The organism is Sphingomonas sp. R86521 (assembly GCF_042466235.1).
Classification (GTDB): domain Bacteria; phylum Pseudomonadota; class Alphaproteobacteria; order Sphingomonadales; family Sphingomonadaceae; genus Sphingomonas.
Genome location: NZ_JAXHBY010000001.1, coordinates 1,950,476 through 1,967,786, shown reverse-complemented (window position 1 = coordinate 1,967,786; position 17,311 = coordinate 1,950,476). Strand labels below are relative to the sequence as shown.

Here is a 17,311-nt window from a genome sequence, read left to right as displayed (position 1 = left end):
GCGCTTCCGTCGTTAGCAACGCACGTTCGCGCCACGTGGGGGCTCTAACTACCGACGCCGTATGCTTAGGCCGGGAGCCCACCCCCAGCCCCTCCCGCTTGCGGGAGGGGAGCAGAACATGACTCGCCTCGCCGACACCTTCTCCCGCACCGCCGCGCAGGACCGCGCCGCGCTCGTCGCGTTCGTCACCGCGGGCGACCCGACGCGCGATGCCACCGGCCCGATCCTCGACGCGATCGTCGCCGGCGGTGCCGACATCATCGAACTCGGCATGCCGTTCACCGACCCGATGGCCGACGGCCCCGCGATCCAGGCCGCCAACATCCGCAGCCTCGCGGCAGGCACGCGCACCGCGGACATCCTCGCGATCGCCACCGCGTTTCGCGCGCGGCATCCCGACACCCCGCTCGTGCTGATGGGTTACGGCAACCCGATGCTCCGCCGCGGCGCCGACTGGTTCGCCGAGGCTGCCGCGAAGGCAGGCGTCGACGGCGTCATCTGCGTCGATGTACCACCCGAGGAGGACGACGCGCTCGGCCCCCAGTTGCGCGCTCAGAATATCGACCTGATCCGCCTCGCCACCCCGACCACCGACGCCGCGCGGCTGCCGCAGGTTCTCGATGGCGCCAGCGGCTTCCTCTATTACGTCTCGGTCGCCGGCATCACCGGGCTGCAGCAGGCCGCGCAGGCCTCGATCGCCGACGCCGTCGCCCGGCTGAAGGCGGCGACCGACATCCCCGTCGCGGTCGGCTTCGGCATCCGCACCCCCGCCCAGGCCGCCGACGTCGCACGCGTCGCGGACGGTGTCGTGGTCGGCTCGGCGATCGTCGAGCTCGTCGCGCAGCACGGCGCCGATGCGCCCGAGCCGGTCCGCGCCTATATCACGTCCCTCGCCGATGCCGTGGCGAGCGCAAGGAAAGAAGCATCCATGGAGATCGGCGCATGAGCTGGCTCAACAGCGTCCGCAACGCGATCCCGTTCGTCGCCAAGCGCGAGACGCCGGAAAACCTCTGGCACAAGTGCAAGGGCTGCGGCCAGATGGTCTTCACGCGCGAGCTGGAGGACAATCTCTACGTCTGCCCGAAGTGCGACCACCACGACCGCATCGGTCCCAAGGAACGCTTCCACCAGCTGTTCGACGACAGCAGCTGCAGCGAACTCCCCGCGCCGAAGGTGCCCGAGGATCCGCTCAAGTTCCGCGACCAGAAGCGTTATGTCGATCGCCTCAAGGCGGCACGGACCGACAACAGCGAACAGGATGCGCTGGTCAACGCGCGCGGCGCGATCGACGGGCATCACGTGGTCGTCGGCGTGCAGGATTTCGGCTTCATGGGCGGATCGATGGGCCTGGCCGTCGGCGAGGCGTTCGTCCGCGGCGTCGAGGCGGCGATCGAGGACCGCTGCCCCTATGTCATCTTCACGGCCAGCGGCGGCGCGCGCATGCAGGAGGGTATCCTCAGCCTGATGCAGATGCCGCGCAGCACGGTCGCGATCCAGATGCTCCACGATGCCGGGCTGCCGTATATCGTCGTGCTGACCGATCCGACCTCGGGTGGCGTGATGGCGGCGTATGCGATGCTCGGCGACGTCCAGATCGCCGAGCCCAAGGCGACGCTCGCCTTCACCGGCCGCCGCGTGATCGAGAGCACGATCCGCGAGAAGCTGCCCGAGGATTTCCAGACGTCGGAATATTATCTCGAGCACGGGATGATCGACATGGTCGTGCACCGCAAGGATCTGAAGGCGCAGTTGGGTACGGTGATCGGATACCTGACGGCACGCGAAGCCGCCTGACCTGCTGCTCCCTCTCCCCTCCGGGGAGAGGGACGGGGAGAGGGGCGCCCCAAAAGCCAGCGCCCGGAACGGCCCCTCACCCCAACCCTCTCCCCGAAGGGTAGAGGGAGCAGGATAACGCAATGCCCGACCACGCCGTCTCTTCGTCCCCCGCCGTCCAGGCCCAACTCGACCGCCTGACCGCGCTGTCCCCCGGCGTCGACATCCTCGGTCTCGAACGCATCACTGCGCTGATGACCCGCCTCGGCGACCCGCATCTGAGCCTGCCCCCGGTGTTCCACGTCGCTGGCACCAACGGCAAGGGCTCGACCTGCGCCTTCCTCCGCGCCGCGATCGAAGCCGCGGGGCACAGCGTCCACGTCTATTCCAGCCCGCATCTGGTCCGCTTCAACGAACGCATCCGCCTCGCCGGCCGACTGATCGAAGACGACGCGCTCGCCGCGTTGCTGTCCGAAGTCCTCGACGCCGCTGAAAATGGGGCCGACGATCTGCAGGCGAGTTTCTTCGAAGTGACCACCGCCGCCGCGTTCCTCGCCTTCGCCCGCACACCCGCCGCCGCGACCATCGTCGAGGTCGGACTCGGCGGCCGCCTCGACGCCACCAACGTCATCCGCACGCCCGCCGTCACCGGCATCGCCGCGCTCGGGATCGACCACCAGTCCTTCCTCGGCGACACGCTGTTGCAGATCGCCGGCGAGAAGGCCGGAATCGCCAAGTCCGGCGTACCGCTGGTCACGATGGACTATCCCAAAACCATCCGCGCAAAGATTGCCGCGGTCGCCGATGCAGCCGGCGCGCCGGTGTTCGCGCGCGGCACCGCCTGGACCAGCGAGACCGCGCGCAGCACGATGCGCTACCAGGACGAAGGTTTCGCGGTCGTCACCAACCGCCCCCGCCTGGTCGGTGCGCACCAGTCGCGCAACCTCGCACTCGCGATCGCGATGCTTCGTCATCAGGGCGCAGTGCACGTCCCCGAAGCCGCGATGCGCGCCGCCGCCGACTGGGCGCACTGGCCCGCGCGGATGCAGCGCCTCGGCGACGGTCCCCTCCGTGCGCGCCTGCCCGAGGGAAGCGACCTGTGGCTCGACGGCGCGCACAACCCCAACGCCGCGCAACCCGTCGCGCGGGCGCTGCGCACGCTCGCCCGCGGGCGTCCGGTCACGCTCGTCCTCGGCATGCTCGCCAACAAGGATGCCGATGCGGTCCTGCGCATCCTCGCGCCCTCGGTCCAGCGGCTGATCGCGGTACCTATTCCGGGCCACGCCCACCACGCTTCGGACGCGCTCGCCGCACTCGCCCGATCGTTCGATATCCCGGCCGAGAGCGCCACCGCCGTGCCTGCCGCACTCGACCGGGTCGACACCCCCAGCCTCGTCCTAATCGCCGGCTCGCTCTATCTGGCCGGCGAAGTGCTCGCGGAGAACGACGAGATGCCGGACTGACGGCTTATTGATATTGACTATCAATAACCGATACGCGACGATCCGGTCATCACCACGGAGTCGCGTTAATGACCGATACCCAGGCCGCCATGACCCTGCTGCCGCACGCCCTGCCCGAATGCGAAAACGCGCGGATCGCGTTGTTCGCGATGCGTCGAATGGGGGCGAACGGCCTGTCGGATGCCCGCGCGGCACATACGATGTTCACCGCATTCGGCCAAGGTTTCCGCCGGCCGCTGGTCCTGCTCCGCGCCCTGATGGCGGATCTCGCCTGCACCGCCGCGGGGACGATCGCGGTCGCGCCGTGCTGCTGCGCGCGGATGACGCCGGCCGAATCGGCGTTGCTGACGATCCTCGCGCGGGTCGAGACCGCACCGGAGATCGCCCGCTATCTGATGGCCGACCTGCTCGGCGTCCGCCGCATCGACGGCGTCCTCACCAGCGCCGCCGCGGTCGCGATGGCGTTCGCCGATGAGGGGCGACCAGTCGTCATTTAGGCCGCGGGTCCTTCCCGCGCGTCGCCCGGCCCTTCGACGCCCGCGCTGCCGATCGAGCGGTCGATCACGCCCGACCGGCTCATCCACCAGAACAGCAGCACGCCGGGCAGCGCGACCACCGTCGTCAGCCAGTAGAAATCGACATAGCCGAACCGCTCGACCAGCGCGCCGGCGGTGGTCGCGGTCAGCAACCGGCCGACTACGCTCGACGCCGCCGAGATCAGCGCATATTGCGCGGCGGTGTAGCGCAGGTCGCACAGCGCGGAGAAATACGCGATCACGGTGACGCCGCCGATCCCGCTGGCGATGTTCTCGAACCCGATCGCCGCGGCGAGCCCCTCGTTCGAATGCCCCGCGCCTGCGAGCAGCGCAAAGCTCGCGTTCGACACCGCCATCAGCACCAGGCTGATCAGCACCGACCGCTTCAGGCCCAGCCGCGCGTACAGCACGCCGCCGATGAAGATCCCGACCAGATACGCCCAGAACCCGACGCCGACGTCGTAGAGCGCGATCTCGTCGTTGCTGAACCCCAGGTCGTTGAGCATCAGCCGCAGCACGATCTGGCCCAGCGTATCGCCGATCTTGTGGACCAGGATGAACACGAGGATGATCGCCGCACCCTGGCGCCGGAAAAATTCGGCGAACGGGCCGACGATCGATCCGACGATCTCGCCGATTCCTCGCTTGGCGGTCGGTTCGCGGTGACGATCGGGCTCGCCCAGCAACAACCCAGTCAGCATCGCCGGCAACGCGAACGCCGCGCACGCCGCGTAAGCGCCGCTCCAGCCGATCCGCGAGGCCAGCACCAGCGCAAGGCCACCCGCAGCGACGTTGCCGATCCGCCAGCCATATTGCGTCATGCCCGATCCGACGCCGAGCTGATACGGCTTCAGCGTCTCGATCCGATAGGCATCGATGACGATGTCGAAGGTTGCGCCGGCGATCCCGACCAGGATCGCGGCGACGATCGTTCCCGACAGGTTGGTGGCCGGGCTGACCAGCGCGAGATTGACCACTGCCGCCATCACCAGCAGTCCGGCGAACACCAGCCACGACACCCGCTGCCCCAGCCGTCCCAGCACCGGCAGCCGCACGCCGTCGATCATCCACGCCCATAGCGGCTTCAGATTATAGACCAGGAACCCCAGCGTGAACGCGGTGATCGTCTTCTTGTCGAGCCCGTCCTGCGCCAGCCGGCTGGTCAGCGTCGCGCCGATCATAGCGTAGGGAAAGCCCGACGATACGCCGAGGAAGAACGCGGCCAGCGGCGCCTTCTCGACATAGGGGCGCACCCCATCAACCCAGCGCGTCCCCGCGGTCCGTTCCATAGTCTAGTCCCTGCTCGATACTGGCGGGGACCCTAGGGAGGCTCGGCCGCAGCGGCAACACTCGCAGGCCGCGCTGCTGGTTCAGACCGTCCCGAACAACCGGAACCCGAGCGGCAAGCGCTTGGTCACCTTGCCGTCCAGCAACGCCTCGATCGCCGCGATCGCGGCCAGCAGGTCGCGCGGCGAATACGGCTTCGACAGGCATCCGCTCGCCCACGCCTCCGCCTCGTCCGGGAAGCTCCCGGTCACGAACAGCACCGGCACGCCGCGCGCATGCGCCGCCCGCGCCAGGTCGACGCCCGACCCGTCGGCCAGGTTCACGTCGACCACCAGCATGTCGATGCGGTCGTCATCCTCGATGATCGGCATCGCCTCGGCGACGCGGTCGGTGGTCGCGACGATGGTGAATTTGGCTTCGGTCAGCGAATATTCGGTATCGAACGCCACGAGCGGTTCGTCCTCGACGAGCAGCAGCCGGACGATCTGGCGTTTCTTCTTCCCGAATAGCATTGGCTACAGCCCCGCACGCCTGAACGATAATCGTTACGCCCTTGTACCTTAACGCGCGCGTTGCCCTTAGGTCGCAAATATTTTCGCGCGTGGCGTCATTCGGCTGTATCAGCGCCCGATGACGACTTCCAAAGACTCCGACACGCCGCCGGAAGGCACCCCTGTCGGTACCCCCACCGCGGCTCCGGCCAGCGCCCCTACCGGCGACCGCATTGCCAAGCTGCTCGCCCGCGCCGGCATCGCCTCGCGCCGCGAGATCGAACGGATGATCGAGGAGGGCCGCGTCGCCCTCAACGGGTCGACCGTCGATACCCCCGCGACGATCCTCCGCAACCTCAACGGCGTGACCGTCGACGGCGACCCGGTCCAGCCGCCCGAGGCCGCGCAGCTGTTCCTCTATCACAAGCCGCCCGGCCTGCTCGTCACCGAGCGCGATCCCGCCGGCCGCCCGATCATCTACGACAAGCTGCCCAAGGACCTGCCGCGCCTCGTCCCCGTCGGCCGCCTCGACATGAACACCGAGGGACTGTTGCTGATGACCACCGATGGTGGCCTGAAGCGCACGCTCGAACTGCCCGCCAGCGGCGTCGAGCGCGCCTATCGCGCGCGCGCCTATGGTCCGATCACGCAACAGCAGCTCGACGAACTGATGGAAGGCGTCGAGATCGAGGGCGTCCGCTACGGCGCGATCAACGCCAATATCGAACGCCGCACCGGCGCCAACGTCTGGATCGAGATGATCCTGACCGAGGGCAAGAACCGCGAAGTCCGTCGCGTCCTCGAATATCTCGGCCTCCAGGTCTCACGCCTGATCCGGACGCGCTACGGCCCGTTCGTGCTCGGCGACCTGATGCCCGGCCAGATCGGCGAAGTGACGCAGCACGACGTCGTCGCCTTCCAGAAGGACATCGCCAAGGGCAAGCCGGCCGGTCCCGCCGAGCGCGCCAACATCGGCATCAGCGCCAGCGCGGCGGCCGGCGCCGGTATCGGCGGCCGCCCGAAGACCGCGGCGATCCCCGTCGCCGGCCCGATCCGCGCGCCCCGCGCGGTCGCTGAACGGCCCGCCCGGGTGAAGCCGCAACGCATCCGCCCGACCGCACTGCAGCAGCGCGGTGACACCACCAACCCCTGGACGCGTCCCGAAGCCGGCGAACGCAGCGCAGCGCGCCCACCGGCGCTGCATTCGGCACGACCGACGGCGCAGCGCAGCGACCGCCGCGACGACGATCGCGACCGTGGCGAGGCGCTGAGTACCAGCCCCAAGATCAAGCATTTCCGCGCTGCCAAGCCACCGCGCAATGCGCCGCCAGCGCCGACCCGCGTCGCCGGCAGCGGCCCGCGGCGTACCGACGCGCAACGGACGCCCTACGACGCCAGCCGCCCGCAGCGGACCCGCGACGATACCGCGCGGCCACAGCGGACCCGCGACGATGCGGCACCGCGTGCGCAGTTCGATACCCGCCCCGCTCGCGGCGCACCCGCTGACCGCGCTGCCCGCAGCGCGCCAGGCGACAACCGCGCTCCCCGGAGCGCACCGACGGACAACCGCGCTGCCCGCAGCGCACCGATGGACAAGCGCGCCGCCCGCAGCGCAGGCGGCCGCCCCGGCGCCGAGCCGCGCGCCTTCCGTCCCGATACCGGCGGCAAGCCCGCACGTCCGGCCGGCAAGGGCCCGTCGGGCGGCCGCGGCCATCCCCCCAAGGCACCCCGCGGAGGCAAGAAGTAATGCGTATCATCGCCGGCCAATGGCGTGGCCGTCCCATCGTCGCTCCGAAGGGCGAGGACACCCGCCCCACCGCCGACCGCACACGTGAGGCGCTGTTCTCGATGCTGATCAGCCGCGTCGGCAGCTTCGACGGGTTGGCGGTCGCCGACCTGTTCGCGGGCTCCGGTGCGCTCGGCATCGAAGCGCTGTCGCGCGGCGCGGCGTCGTGCCTGTTCGTCGAACAGGACCGCCTCGCGGTCGACGCGCTCAAGGCCAATCTCGCCAAGCTAGAGGTCCGCGCCGACGTCCGCGCGACATCGGTGATGGCGCTCGGACCCGCGCCGGCGGCCCTCGACGTCATCATGATGGACCCGCCTTACGGCACCGGCGCCGGCTTGGTGGCGCTCGACAAGCTCGCGCGCCTCGGCTGGACCAACGCCGCGACCTGGATCAGCATCGAGACCGCGAAGCAGGAACTGGTCGAACTCGCGGGCTTCGAAGTCGACGCCACGCGCGTGCATGGGAAAGCCCGGATCACATTGCTGCGGGCAATCTAGTCCTCCCCTTGCAGGGGAGGTGGCAGTCCGCAGGACTGACGGAGGGGTGTCACCCTATCGATGGCGGGTTACCCCTCCGTCTGGCTACGCCAGCCACCTCCCCTTTCAGGGGAGGATTTACCCAGGATCAGCAATCCTCCCAAACTCAACACCCCCGCCGCCATCAGATACAGCCCGACCATCCACAACCCGTGCGGCGCGAGCGCCTCCGCCACGATCGGCGCCAGCGCGCCGCCCAGCACCCCGCCAAGGTTGAACGTCATCGACACCCCGGTATAGCGCACCCCCGCGGGGAACAGGCTCGGCAGCCATCCGCCCAACGGCCCGTACGCGAACCCCATCACGAACAGCGCGCCGGCCAGCCACAGCCCGACCACAGCCAGCGATCCCGACCCCAGCATCGGCCCCATCAGCGCGCCGACCACGACACACCCGGCAAACCCGATCGCCAGCATCCGCTGTGCCGACTGCCGGTCCGCCAGCACGCTCGCGACGATCACGCCGGCCGCCAGGAACCAGATCGCGACCAGTTCGACCGCCAGGAAAGCCTCGCGGCTGTAGCCGAGCGTCTTGGTGCCGTAGCCAAGCGCAAATGCCGTCGCGAGATAGAACAGCGCGAAGCACGAGATCACGCCGAACGTGCCCGCGAAGGTCGGCCGCAGATGCTCGCGGAGCAACGTCGCGATCGGCACCTTCGGGATCGCCTCGGCACGCTCCGCTTCGAGGAACGCCGGCGTCTCGACTAGTTTCAGCCGCACCCAAAGCCCCAGCGCCACCAGCACCGCGCTGACCAGGAACGGGATCCGCCAGCCCCAGGCGAGGAACTGCGCCTCATCGAGCACCAGCCCGAGCAGCAGGAACAGCCCGTTCGCCGCTAGGAACCCGACCGGCGCACCCAGCGGCGGGAACATCCCCCAGGTATTCCGGCGATGCGGCGGCGCGTTCTCGACCGCCAGCAACGCCGCCCCGCCCCATTCGCCGCCCAGCCCGAGCCCCTGCCCCAGCCGCATCAGGCACAGCAACGCCGGCGCGATCCAGCCGACCTGCGCATAGGTCGGCAGGAACGCGATCGCGACCGTCGATCCGCCCATCAGGACCAGGCTGGCGACCAGCGTCGACTTGCGCCCGACCCGGTCGCCGAAATGCCCGAACAGCACAGCGCCCACCGGCCGCGCGACGAACGCCAGCCCGAACGTGGCGTAGGACAGCAACAGCTGCGCGCCCGCCGACTGCCCGCTGAAGAACAGCGACCCGAACACCAAAGCGGCAGCGGTCGCGTAGATGTAGAAATCGTAGAACTCGACCGCGGTGCCGACCAGGCTGGCGGCGAGGATGCGGCGGTGGGAGCGGAGCGTCGTCATCCACGCTGCATCCGTCGATCCACCGCCCCGGTCAACCGCCCCGTTCACTACGCCATTCAACCGCCGCGGTGGACAGCGCACAGCTTGTTGCCGTCCGGATCGCGCACATAGCCGAGGTCGATCCGCCCCATGCCGGTGTCGCGCGGCCCAGGCGCCGCTTCGATCGATGTTCCGCCATTGGCGACGGCGGCATCGTGAAACGCCTGGACCTGCGCCAGCGACCCGCATCGGAAGCCGATCGTGCAGCCGTTGCCCGGCGTCGCGGTCTCGCCGTCGATCGGCTCGCTGACCCCGAACGAATTGCCGTCGTGCCGGTAGAACAGCCGGACATGCCCGCTGTCCGCAACGTGGCGAAACGCTTCGCCCGCCCCGAGCACGCCGAGGACGGCATCGTAGAACCGCTTCGACCGTTCGATGTCGTTCGATCCGACCATGACGTGATTGAACATACAGTCTCTCCTGTCCGCGCAACGTCGCGCCCGGCGATCGCTACACCTCAGGGCTGCGGATTCCACCCGGCATTGCCGTTCCACTGCGCGAAAACCTTCGTCCGGGTGTTCAGCCCCGTCAGGTCGGCGTTGCTGGCGGCATAGCGCGTCTCGCGCCCGGCGAGCGGCAACGGCGTACCGGCGGCGGTCAGCGACCCGCTCTCACGCCAGCCTTCGCGCGCGGTCGGCAACTGGTTCGGCACCGGATTGATGAACCACCCCGCGGTCGCGATATGCTCGCCCATCCGGACCCCCAGGAACGCGACCGTATCGCAATATTGGTTCGCGTTGCCTGGCGATCCGCCGCCCACCGCCAGCGGCGTGGTGCAGAAGCCCTGCGCCTGCGTATTCCCCCCCGAGCGCGCCAGATAGGCCGAGCCCGCCGGCACGCCACTCGCAGCGGTCAGCGACCCGCCCAGCACCACGAACCCCGGATAGCCCTTCGCACTGCGCGCCTGGAACAGGTAACCGCCGGACGTCGGCGCCGACGGATCGAAGACCGTGCGCAGTTCCGAATTCTCGATCAGTTCGGCGAACGGATAGCCCCACAGGAAGTCGACATCGCCCGCGATCAGGCTGTTGTAGATCCACACCCATCCCTTCATCTGCAGCGTATCCTGCGTCCCGATGAAGTTCATGTCGGTGCCGATGAACCGCGATCCGTTCAGCGTCGCGGAGTTATAGTAGATCACCTCCGACTGGCTGTTCTGCGTGGCGTCCTTCTGATGCGTGTTGGTCATCGTGAAGTTGGTCAGCTTGAGCAGGTCGCCGCCCTCGACCAGCAGCAACGCACGGCCGCCGCCGAGCGACAGTCGATTGCCCAGCGTCGTGACGCCACCGATATTGGTGAAGGTCGTGTTCGGCGTCGCGCGGCTGCCCCCGGTGCCCGGATTGAACGCTTCCCAGTTGCTGTTCTGCACGACCGTCCCCGCGCGGTTCTCGCCCGCGATCGTCAGGTTGCTGACGTTGCGCAGGAACAGCTGCTCGTCATAGACGCCGTTCTTGACGGTGATCGTCTTGGCGGTCGCAGCGCCCGCGCACGACAGGCATCCGGTCGCCATCACATAATCCAGCGCACCCTGTACCGACCGAAAATCCGCCGCGCCGTCGTCGTCGACGACCAGGGTGCTCGTGGATGTCGGCGCCGACCGGGTGCGGAACGTCCAGCCCGTGGTGCCGCCGATCCCCGGAAAGCTGCCCGCACCGGCAAACCCGCCGTTGAACACCGACTGGTCGACCTGCACGTAATAGCTGGTGTCATACGCCAGCACGCCGTCGTGCAACTTGATCGTCGCGCTGTTGCCGGCGATCCGGATCGGGCGATAATAGGTGAAGCGATACTGCGTCAGGCTGGCCACGCCGTTGCCGATCTTGTCGATCTCGGTGTTCGCGGCCCCGATCGCGACCTGGGTCTCGCCCCCCGCGGCGACCACGTTCGGCGAGGTGTCGATGGTGTCGACCAGCGTCCCGTCGCTCTTGTACACCCGGATCTGGCCCAGGCCCGTCACCACAGGCGCGGTATCGAAGGTCAGTTTGAGCAGCGTATCCTTGTACGCGGCGGTCTCTCCGGTCGCGGGCAGCAGGCTCGCGCTTGCCGGAGCAGGCGGTGTGGTCGCCGTCGGCGTCGGCGTGGCCGCTCCGCCATTATCGTCCCCACCACATCCCGCCAGCGCGAGGACCAGCGCAATACCCGACGTCGCGACACGAACCTTCATGCTCTCTCTCCCGGTCACATGGTCGGGTTGGCCCGATCCACAATTACGCGATAAGCTGACACCGGTGTCAGATTAAGTCAACGGGAGCGGAGGCACTGGACCGACGACCAAGCGATTACGGCAAAGAAAAAGGCCCCCACCGCGAGGTGGAGGCCTTCCAAAGTCGGCAGATGTACCGGCTTACTTCTTCACGCCGACCGTGGGCACGTCGACCGTCTCGGTCTCGGTCTTGACCTTGGGCACTTCGACCTCGGTCTTCTTGGTACCGACGACGACCTGCTTCGAATCCAGATCGACCTTCGGCAGTTCGCCGCCCTTGACCGAGACCTGCGGCAGCGCGCCGTCCTTTTTGACGTCGGCGCTCCAGAACCCGGTGGCGAACAGCACGCCGACGATGACGGCGATCACGACCAGGATGATCACGATCGTCGACGCGCCGCTGCGGCGCTTTGGCGGGATGGTCTCGGTGGTGCGATAATCGGACATGATACTCTCCCTGTTATAACGGGGAAGTAACGACACCATCGCGAACTTGTTCCCGCGCGCGGCACAGGGCCTAGCGCTCAATACCCCAGTACGTGCGCCAGCCCTAGCAGCGCCCAGTACAGCACGCCCGCCAGCAACATCGCCACCGGCAGCGTCATAACCCAGGCCAGCACCATGTTGCGCACCGTGCGCCGCTGCAGCCCGCCGCCGTTCGCGACGCTCGCGCCCGCCACGCCCGACGACAGGATGTGCGTCGTCGACACCGGCAGGCCGTAGCGGTCCGCCAGCATGATCGTCGCCGCCGCCATCAACTCGGCCGATGCGCCCATGCCGTAGGTCAGGTGCGTCTTGCCGATCCGCTCGCCGACCGTGACCACGATCCGCTTCCACCCGACCATCGTCCCCAGCCCGAGCGCCAGCGCGACCGTGACCTTCACCCACAACGGGATGTAGCGCGTGCCGTGCTCCAGCTGCGTGCCGTACGCCTTCAGGACGTCGGCCTCCTGCGCCGTGAAGCGCGCGTTGGCGCTCTTGTCGTTCGCGACCAGCTTGGTGGTGTCGAGCACCAGGTACATGTCGTTGCGCAGATTGGGGGTCGCCGCCGCGGGGACCTTGCCCAGCGATCCATAGCCGGCGATCCGGTCCGACACGTCGTTCGACAGCGCCGCCAGCCCGCCATAGACCGCCGGATCGTCGATCCGCTTGGTCCGCAGCGCCTGCGTTACCACCGCGCGAGCGGCAGGCAGGTCGGTGACCGGGCCATTGGCATGCGCGGCGTACGCGGTCGACGCGGCTCGTGCGGCCTGCACGAACCCCGGCGTCGCGCTCTCGGGCACGGTGCGGTTCAGCGCATAGGCGGTCGGCGCGCAGCCGATCAGGATCAGCATGATCAGCCCCATGCCCTTCTGGCCGTCGTTGCTGCCATGCGCGAAGCTGACCGCGGTGCAGGTCGCGATCAGCAGCGCGCGGATGCCCTTGGGCGGCGGCGACTGGTTCTTCGGCGCCTCATACAGCGTCCGATCGCGCACGAAGCGCTTCATCACGAGCAGCAGCAGCAGCGCGCCGGCAAACCCGATCAACGGGCTGAACGCCAGCGCCGACAGCACTTTCCAGACCTGCGCCATGTCGACGCCCGACGTGCCATCGGCGCCGCCGCGAAGGATCTGGTTGGCGAGCCCGACGCCCAGGATCGACCCGATGAGCGCGTGGCTCGACGAATTCGGCAATCCGACGAACCACGTCGCCAAATTCCACAGGATCGCGGCGAGCAGCAACGCAAAGATCATCGCGAAGCCGCCGGCGCTGCCGACGTTGAGAATCAGGTCGACCGGCAACAGCGTGACGATCGAATAGGCGACTGCGCCGGACGACAGCACCACGCCCAGGAAATTGAAGAACCCCGACCACACGACTGCCAGCGGCGCCGGCATCGAATGCGTATAAATCACCGTCGCGACCGCGTTTGCGGTGTCGTGGAAGCCGTTGACGAATTCGAACCCCAGCGCGATCACCAGCGCCAGCGCCAGGAATGCGAACGCCCCGAACGCCAGGCTCTCGCCGACCTGCGCGGTATCGACGAACACGCTGAACCCGGCATAGCCGAGCCCGCCGATCAGGACCGCCAGGAACACCCAGCGGCTAGCCGGATGAAGCGAATGGTCGAGGCGCGGACCCGCAGGAGCGGATGCAGGCTGCGGCACGGTCGATTCACCGCGCGATGTAAGGGTGGTTGCCATGGCCCATCTGCCTTCGCCGTCGATGGTGACGTTTTTATGACATGGGCGTGCGTTTGGATCAGCAGCCCTGTCGCGCTTCGATGGCGGCGGCACCCTGACGGCGCTTGCCCCCGTCGCCGCCGTTCCCTACCTGTTCGCTGGTGACCGAACTCGCTCAAACCGCCCAAGCAGACCCGCCCTATCTCCGCGGCCTCAACCCACCCCAGCGCGAGGCGGTGCTGACCACCGACGGCCCGGTGCTGATCATCGCCGGCGCCGGTACCGGCAAGACCGCCGCGCTGACCGCCCGCCTGGCGCACCTGATCTTCACCAAGAAGGCATGGCCGAGCGAAATCCTGTCGGTCACCTTCACCAACAAGGCCGCACGCGAGATGCGCGAGCGGGTCGGTCGGCTGGTCGGCGACGCGGTAGAGGGGATGCCGTGGCTCGGCACGTTCCACGCGATCGCGGCCAAGATGCTGCGTCGCCATGCCGAACTGGTCGGGCTGCAATCCAATTTCACGATCCTCGACACCGACGACCAGCTACGTTTGCTGAAGCAGCTGATCCTGGCGGCCGATATCGACGAGAAGCGCTTCCCGGCGCGGTCGCTCGCCGGGCTGATCGACCAGTGGAAGAACAAGGGGCTCATCCCTGCCGACATCGATGCCGGCGAGAGCGAACGCTATGCCAACGGCCGCGGCGGCGAATTGTACGCGCAGTACCAGGCCCGGCTGATCGCGCTCAACGCCTGCGATTTCGGCGACCTGCTGCTCCACATGCTCGTCATCCTGAAGCGCCACCGCGACGTGCTGGAAATCTATCAGCAGCGCTTCAAATACATCATGGTCGACGAGTATCAGGACACCAATTCGTCCCAGTATCTCTGGCTTCGCCTGCTCGCGCAGGAGCGCAAGAACATCGCCTGCGTCGGCGACGACGACCAGTCGATCTATTCCTGGCGCGGCGCGCAGGTCGAGAACATCCTGAAGTTCGAGAAGGATTTTCCCGGCGCGAAGATCATCCGCCTCGAACAAAATTATCGCAGCACCCCGCACATCCTCGGCGCCGCGTCCGGCGTCATCGCGAACAACGGCGGCCGCCTCGGCAAACAGCTCTGGACCGAGCGCGACGTCGGCGAGAAGGTGAAAGTCATCGGCGTCTGGGACGGCCCCGAGGAAGCGCGTCGCGTCGGCGACGAGATCGACCTCGTCCGCCGCAGCGGCAAGACCCTCGACGAGGTCGCGATCCTGGTCCGCGCACAGCACCAGACCCGCGAGTTCGAGGACCGCTTCATCGCGATCGGGATGCCGTACAAGATCGTCGGCGGCTTCCGCTTCTACGAACGCGCCGAAATCCGCGACGCGCTGGCGTACCTGCGCGTCGTCAACCAGCCCGCGGACGACCTCGCCTTCGAACGCATCGTCAACGTCCCCAAGCGCGGCCTAGGCGACAAGGCAGTGGCGCGCATCCACCAGCTCGCCCGCGCCACCAACGTACCACTGACCACCGCCGCCGCCCGTATCCTGGACACCGACGAACTGACCGGCGCCGCCAAGAAGTCGCTCGGCCGGCTGGTCGGCGACATCGCCCGCTGGCGCGACATGGCGACCAGCCTGCCGCACGCCGAACTCGCGCGGCAGTTGCTTGACGAGAGCGGCTACACCGCGATGTACCAGGCGGAAAAGTCGGTCGAAGCCACCGGCCGCCTGGAGAATCTCAGCGAACTCGTCCGCGCGATGGAGGAATACGACTCGCTCGGCGCGTTCCTCGAACACGTCAGCCTCGTGATGGACAACGAAGGCGGCGCGCAGGATCCGCAGGTCACGATCATGACCATCCACGCCGCCAAGGGCCTCGAATACGACACCGTCTTCCTCGTCGGCTGGGAAGAAGGCCTGTTTCCTTCGCAACGCTCGCTCGACGAAGGCGGGGTGAAGAGCCTCGAGGAGGAACGCCGCCTCGCCTATGTCGCGATAACCCGCGCCCGGCGCCTGGCCGTGATCATCCACGCCGCCAACCGCCGCATCTACGGCCAGTGGAACTCGTCGATCCCGAGCCGCTTCGTCGCCGAACTCCCCGACGAGCATATCGAGGCCGAGACGACGATGTCCGGCGGCGCGAGCCTGTGGCAGGCCAACTGGTCCGAAAAGGCCGATCCGTTCGCCGACGTCGCCCGCGGCACCGGCCGCGGCCCCGGCTGGCAACGCGCGGCCAGCCCCGGCAGCAGCTTTTCGGCCGGGCCCTCGCGCGTCGTCGAATCTCGCGCCAGCGCCGTCAGCCTCGGCAACAAGGGCCGCGACGACCTGTCGGTCGGCATGCGCGTGTTCCACCAGAAGTTCGGCTATGGCGCGATCCTGGTGATCGAAGGCAACAAGCTGGAGATCGAGTTCGAGAATGCCGGCCAGAAACGCGTGATGGACAGCTTCGTGACGATCGGCGGCTAGACGCGCGCTCGGCGATACGCGGTATCGTCGAGCTCGCCCTCCCAGCGCGCCACCACGGTCGCCACCGTCAGGTTCGCGCTGGCGCTCGGCACCGTCCGCGTCATGTCGAGCAGCCGGTCGAACGGCAGCACGAAGCCGACCACCAGCGCGGTCTGTTCGGGCGCCACCCCAACCGCGGACAGCACCGCCGCCAGCATGAACAGCGACGCCGACGGCACCGGCGCGGTGCCGAACGCCGCCAGCGCGCCAGTGACCAGGACGATCCCGTACACCCCGGCATCGATCGGCACCGAGAACGCCTGCAGGCTGAACACGCTGAGCAGCCCGACATACATCGCGGTGCCATCCTTGCCGATGCTCGCGCCAAGCGGCAGCACCGTCGAATAGACCGGCTTGCCGATCCCGAGATTGCGACCCGCCACCGTCATCGCGACCGGCAGCGTCGCCGAAGACGACGCGGTCGAGAACGCGACCGCCAGCGCATCGACGATCCCGCGGAAGAACGGCACCACCGGCACCCGCGCGAGCAGCCGCAGCATCAGGCTGTGCACCACGACGATCTGGATCAGCGAACCGATCACCACGCTCAGCGCCAGCCAGCCGATGTTGAGGAACACCCCCGCGCCGTTGGTCACGACGGCGTTCGCGATCAGCGCGAACACGCCGAACGGGGTCAACTCCATAACCACGCCGACGATCCGCAACAGCACCGCCGACAGCGACTGCAGCACCGCCGCGAACGGCTTGCCCGCCTCGCCGCTCAGTACCGTACCGATCCCGAACAGTATTGCGACGAAGATCAGCGCAAGCATGTCGCCCTTGGCCAGCGCATCGACGATGTTGAGCGGGACGATGCCGACCAGCTGGTCGTACATAGCGACGGGTGCGCCCAGCGGTTTCGGGATCGCGCTGCCGATCGGTGCGCCCACGCCCGGGCGGATCACCATCGCCACCGCCATGCCGACGGTGACGGCGATCGCAGTCATCACCGCGAACAGCCCGACCGCACGACCGCCGAGCGGCCCCAGCCGCTTGGGATCGGCAAGCGAAGTGATCCCCGACGCGATCGTCACCAGCACGATCGGCGCCACCAGCATCCGGATCGCACGGATGAACAGGTCACCCATGAACGCCACTTTCGGCGCCGCGCTCGGCCACACCAGCGCCAGCAGCAACCCAAGCGCGAGCCCGCCCAGCACGCGCTGCCACAACGGAATCGCGAACCAGCGTCGCATCATACTTTGTTCGTCCCGGCCATGATCGACG

15 protein-coding genes are annotated in these 17,311 nt (G+C 68.1%); 7 read left to right on the top strand and 8 right to left on the bottom strand.

Annotation, left to right across the window (positions count from 1 at the left end):
* The first annotated feature begins 118 nt into the window (after nt 1–118).
* The 4 genes from trpA (at nt 119) to SJY20_RS09100 (ending at nt 3,733) form a co-directional block, all read left to right on the top strand.
* Complete coding sequence (trpA, locus tag SJY20_RS09115) at nt 119–946, top strand: tryptophan synthase subunit alpha (RefSeq protein WP_380786441.1); 828 nt, start codon at nt 119–121, stop codon at nt 944–946.
* A complete protein-coding gene (gene accD / locus SJY20_RS09110; RefSeq protein WP_380786439.1) occupies nt 943–1,794 on the top strand; it encodes an acetyl-CoA carboxylase, carboxyltransferase subunit beta in 852 nt (283 codons plus the stop codon). Before trpA ends, accD begins: the two co-directional genes overlap by 4 nt.
* A gap of 122 nt (nt 1,795–1,916) precedes the next feature.
* Nucleotides 1,917–3,236 (top strand): bifunctional folylpolyglutamate synthase/dihydrofolate synthase, encoded by a 1,320-nt coding sequence (locus SJY20_RS09105; RefSeq protein ID WP_380786437.1) that lies wholly within the window; start codon nt 1,917–1,919, stop codon nt 3,234–3,236.
* A 68-nt stretch (nt 3,237–3,304) separates the two neighbouring features.
* Nucleotides 3,305–3,733, top strand: a complete 429-nt coding sequence (locus SJY20_RS09100) for a DUF6628 family protein (RefSeq protein ID WP_380786435.1) — start codon at nt 3,305–3,307, stop codon at nt 3,731–3,733.
* Here the strand turns inward: SJY20_RS09100 and SJY20_RS09095 are convergent.
* Together SJY20_RS09095 and SJY20_RS09090 are read right to left on the bottom strand one after the other, a co-directional pair.
* Nucleotides 3,730–5,061 (bottom strand): AmpG family muropeptide MFS transporter, encoded by a 1,332-nt coding sequence (locus SJY20_RS09095; RefSeq protein ID WP_380786434.1) that lies wholly within the window; start codon nt 5,059–5,061, stop codon nt 3,730–3,732. The genes SJY20_RS09100 and SJY20_RS09095 overlap by 4 nt on opposite strands.
* 81 nt (nt 5,062–5,142) lie before the next feature.
* Nucleotides 5,143–5,571 (bottom strand): response regulator, encoded by a 429-nt coding sequence (locus SJY20_RS09090; RefSeq protein ID WP_380786432.1) that lies wholly within the window; start codon nt 5,569–5,571, stop codon nt 5,143–5,145.
* A 118-nt stretch (nt 5,572–5,689) separates the two neighbouring features.
* Between SJY20_RS09090 and SJY20_RS09085 the strand changes: the two genes are divergently transcribed.
* Both SJY20_RS09085 and rsmD read left to right on the top strand, forming a co-directional pair.
* Nucleotides 5,690–7,297 (top strand): pseudouridine synthase, encoded by a 1,608-nt coding sequence (locus tag SJY20_RS09085; protein WP_380786431.1) that lies wholly within the window; start codon nt 5,690–5,692, stop codon nt 7,295–7,297.
* A complete protein-coding gene (rsmD, locus tag SJY20_RS09080) occupies nt 7,297–7,833 on the top strand; it encodes a 16S rRNA (guanine(966)-N(2))-methyltransferase RsmD (RefSeq protein WP_380786430.1) in 537 nt (178 codons plus the stop codon). Before SJY20_RS09085 ends, rsmD begins: the two co-directional genes overlap by 1 nt.
* Nucleotides 7,834–7,901: 68 nt before the next feature.
* Here the strand turns inward: rsmD and SJY20_RS09075 are convergent, their stop codons facing one another.
* The 5 genes from SJY20_RS09075 to SJY20_RS09055 form a co-directional block, all read right to left on the bottom strand.
* Nucleotides 7,902–9,194, bottom strand: coding sequence for an MFS transporter (locus SJY20_RS09075; RefSeq protein WP_380786429.1), 1,293 nt, complete (start codon nt 9,192–9,194; stop codon nt 7,902–7,904).
* 56 nt (nt 9,195–9,250) lie between these two features.
* Nucleotides 9,251–9,643, bottom strand: a complete 393-nt coding sequence (locus tag SJY20_RS09070; protein WP_380786428.1) for a VOC family protein — start codon at nt 9,641–9,643, stop codon at nt 9,251–9,253.
* A 47-nt stretch (nt 9,644–9,690) separates the two neighbouring features.
* On the bottom strand, nt 9,691–11,397 hold the full coding sequence (locus SJY20_RS09065; RefSeq protein ID WP_380786427.1) for a hypothetical protein: 1,707 nt from the start codon (nt 11,395–11,397) through the stop codon (nt 9,691–9,693).
* Between the two features lie 180 nt (nt 11,398–11,577).
* Nucleotides 11,578–11,883 carry a hypothetical protein gene (locus SJY20_RS09060; protein ID WP_380786425.1) on the bottom strand — a complete coding sequence of 102 codons (306 nt, stop codon included), beginning with the start codon at nt 11,881–11,883 and terminating at the stop codon, nt 11,578–11,580.
* A 77-nt stretch (nt 11,884–11,960) separates the two neighbouring features.
* A complete protein-coding gene (locus SJY20_RS09055; RefSeq protein ID WP_380786424.1) occupies nt 11,961–13,619 on the bottom strand; it encodes an inorganic phosphate transporter in 1,659 nt (552 codons plus the stop codon).
* Nucleotides 13,620–13,759: 140 nt separating this feature from the next.
* On the opposite strand from SJY20_RS09055, the gene SJY20_RS09050 reads away from it, so the two are divergent.
* Nucleotides 13,760–16,045, top strand: coding sequence for an ATP-dependent helicase (locus tag SJY20_RS09050; RefSeq protein ID WP_380786423.1), 2,286 nt, complete (start codon nt 13,760–13,762; stop codon nt 16,043–16,045).
* Here SJY20_RS09050 and SJY20_RS09045 read toward each other — a convergent pair.
* Nucleotides 16,042–17,283, bottom strand: a complete 1,242-nt coding sequence (locus tag SJY20_RS09045) for a dicarboxylate/amino acid:cation symporter (RefSeq protein WP_380786422.1) — start codon at nt 17,281–17,283, stop codon at nt 16,042–16,044. The two genes, SJY20_RS09050 and SJY20_RS09045, sit on opposite strands and share 4 nt — an antisense overlap.
* Nucleotides 17,284–17,311: the final 28 nt, after the last annotated feature.